At 67.1% G+C, this 2,271-nt stretch carries 4 protein-coding genes; 1 reads left to right on the top strand and 3 read right to left on the bottom strand.

Going from position 1 to position 2,271, the window contains the following annotated elements:
* On the top strand, window positions 1-721 hold a 721-nt coding region (gene yddG, locus DYI24_RS25280), incomplete at its 5' end, for an aromatic amino acid exporter YddG (RefSeq protein ID WP_164574269.1).
* Window positions 722-792: 71 nt separating this feature from the next.
* Here yddG and DYI24_RS25275 read toward each other — a convergent pair.
* The 3 genes from DYI24_RS25275 to DYI24_RS25265 form a co-directional block, all read right to left on the bottom strand.
* Window positions 793-1,005 (bottom strand): hypothetical protein, encoded by a 213-nt coding sequence (locus tag DYI24_RS25275; protein WP_107354055.1) that lies wholly within the window; start codon window positions 1,003-1,005, stop codon window positions 793-795.
* A 109-nt stretch (window positions 1,006-1,114) separates the two neighbouring features.
* Window positions 1,115-1,636: a TIGR02281 family clan AA aspartic protease gene (locus tag DYI24_RS25270; protein WP_164574268.1), complete on the bottom strand. Its 522-nt coding sequence runs from the start codon at window positions 1,634-1,636 to the stop codon at window positions 1,115-1,117.
* 130 nt (window positions 1,637-1,766) lie between these two features.
* A partial coding sequence (locus DYI24_RS25265) for an ATP-dependent helicase C-terminal domain-containing protein (protein ID WP_283810899.1) occupies window positions 1,767-2,271 on the bottom strand: 505 nt, incomplete at its 5' end.

The following is a 2,271-nucleotide window of genomic DNA, read 5'->3' as shown; positions in this document are numbered from 1 at the left end:
CGGCTGGATCGTGCGGCCGCGGGCGGTTCGCGCGCTGCGCCAGCCGCCGCTGGTGTGGGCGGTCGGCGTCGGCGGGTTGTTCGGCTATCACGCGCTGTATTTCCTGGCGCTGCGACTGGCGCCGCCGGCCGAGGCCGGCCTGTTGAATTATCTGTGGCCGCTGCTGATCGTGCTGTTCTCCTCGCTGCTGCCGGGCGAGCGGCTGAAGCTGCATCACGTCGCCGGGGCGCTGCTCGGGCTTGCCGGCACGGTGCTGCTGTTCACCGGCAATGGCGCGGTGATCGAGCGGGCCTATCTGCCCGGGCTTGCCGCGGCGTTCATCGCGGCTTTTGTCTGGGCGAGCTATTCGGTGCTGTCGCGCCGGCTCAGTGCGGTGCCGACCGATGCGGTCGCCGGCTTCTGCTTCGTCACCGCGCTGCTGGCCACGGCCATGCATCTGCTGATCGAGCCGACTGTGTGGCCAGACACCACGATGCAATGGGCGGCGATCATCGCGCTCGGCATCGGACCTGTGGGCGCGGCTTTCTACGCTTGGGACATCGGGATGAAACGCGGCGACATCCGCGTGCTCGGCGCCGCGTCGTATGCCACGCCGCTGCTGTCGACAGCGTTTCTGATCCTCGCCGGCTATGCCCGTCCAACCACCGCGCTGGCGATTGCCGCGTTGCTGATCGCCGGCGGCGGCCTGCTCGCTGCCAAGGACATGCTGAAGCGGAGTTGATCCAGCGAGGCCCGTACAGCAAAGCGACCGGAGGCTGTCCGGTCGCTTTGTCGTCTGGTCTGCCGAAGAAATCAGTAGCGGTGCTTGTGGATCACCACCACGCGGTCGCCGTGATGATGGTGATGCCGCCAGCCGCGGTGCCAGCCGTGGTCCCGATGCATCATCTCGGCGCGCGGGCCATCGCGATACACCTTCTTCTTGATGATCGTCGTCTCGGCGGACGCAATCGAGGGAAGCGAAATCGCGGCCGCGGCAACCGCGGCGAGCACGTAGCCCATCTTCATGTGTGTCTCCTCTCTGTTCGAATTGCGGAGAGAAAACATGCAGTCGCGATGAGCGTTCCTGCGGAACTGCAGGGATTTTCTTGAACGGATGTTCAGGAAGTAATCGAGACTATTGCTCGAGAACCATGCGGCCGTCCGCATAGGCGAAGCGCTTCAGCTTCGACAGATAGGACAGGCCGAGCAGGTTCTCCGACAGCGCTTCGTCGGGAAGTACCAGCGCATCGACGTCGCGTACGATCAGTCCGCCGACGTCCAGCATCGCGATGCGGGCGCGCGCCGCCTTCACCTGGCCGTTCGCGGTCGAGACCTTGGCGGTGTAGTCGCCGCGCGACGGCCGCAGACCGAACCGCGCCGCCGAGCTTTCATTGAGAGCGACCACCGAGGCGCCGGTGTCGACCATGAACGACAGCCGCTGGCCGTCGATCCGGCCATCGGTGCGGAAATGGCCGCGCGGGTCGCGGTCGATGCTGATGCTGCGGCCATAGGTTTCGGAAGTTGCCGCCGCCATGCCGACAGTGGCGTGAGGCGCCGCATGGGCCTGCGCCGGAGCCGGGGTAATCCGGTCGGCGATTTGAGCCATCGCGGTGCCGAGCACCACGAGGGCTGCGGCGAAAATCAGGATGCTACGCATAACGCCTACTCACACAGTCCGTCGCCGCGCGGATTGGATCACGCGCGGATGCCGGACGCGACCGCGGCGTCCGATGCATCCGGATGTTTTTGGCGAAAACGGTGAGCGAAGGATTAACGCGAGCGCCGGCTCAGGTGCCTTTCGGCTTGGCGCGGCGGGTCGGCGGCGCCGAGGCGGGGTCTTCGGGCCACGGGTGGCGCGGATAGCGGCCGCGCAGATCGGCCCGCACTCCGGCATACGAGCCGCGCCAGAATCCCGGCAGGTCGCGCGTGACTTGCACTGGCCGGTGCGCCGGCGACAGCAGTTCCAACACCAGCGGCACCGCGCCGCCGGCGACCGACGGATGGGTGGTCAGGCCGAACAATTCCTGCAGCCGCACCGCGATGGTCGGGCCCTGTTCGGCCTCGTAATCGATCGGCAGCTTCGAGCCGGTCGGCGCCTCGAAATGCGTCGGAGCCTCGCGGTCGAGCCGGGCGCGCAGCTCCCACGGCAGCAGATTCATCAGAGCGTCCGACAGGTCGGAGGCCGAAAAGTCTCTCAGGCCTGTCTTGTCGAACAGCGCCGGCACCAGCCAGTTTTCGCGCGACTCGGCGAGGGCGGCGTCCGACAAATCAGGCCATGGGTCGCCCTCGGCC

Source organism: Rhodopseudomonas sp. BR0C11 (assembly GCF_010820945.1).
Classification (GTDB): Bacteria; Pseudomonadota; Alphaproteobacteria; order Rhizobiales; family Xanthobacteraceae; genus Rhodopseudomonas; species Rhodopseudomonas palustris_H.
The sequence above is the reverse complement of the archived record's forward strand: the minus strand, read 5'-3'. Positions and strand labels throughout refer to the sequence as shown.

Coding starts and splice junctions, on each gene's coding strand:
- DYI24_RS25270 (WP_164574268.1), bottom strand. CDS start 1,636: ATGCGTAGCATCCTGATTTTCGCCGCAGCCCTCGTGGTGCTCGGCACC.
- DYI24_RS25275 (WP_107354055.1), bottom strand. CDS start 1,005: ATGAAGATGGGCTACGTGCTCGCCGCGGTTGCCGCGGCCGCGATTTCG.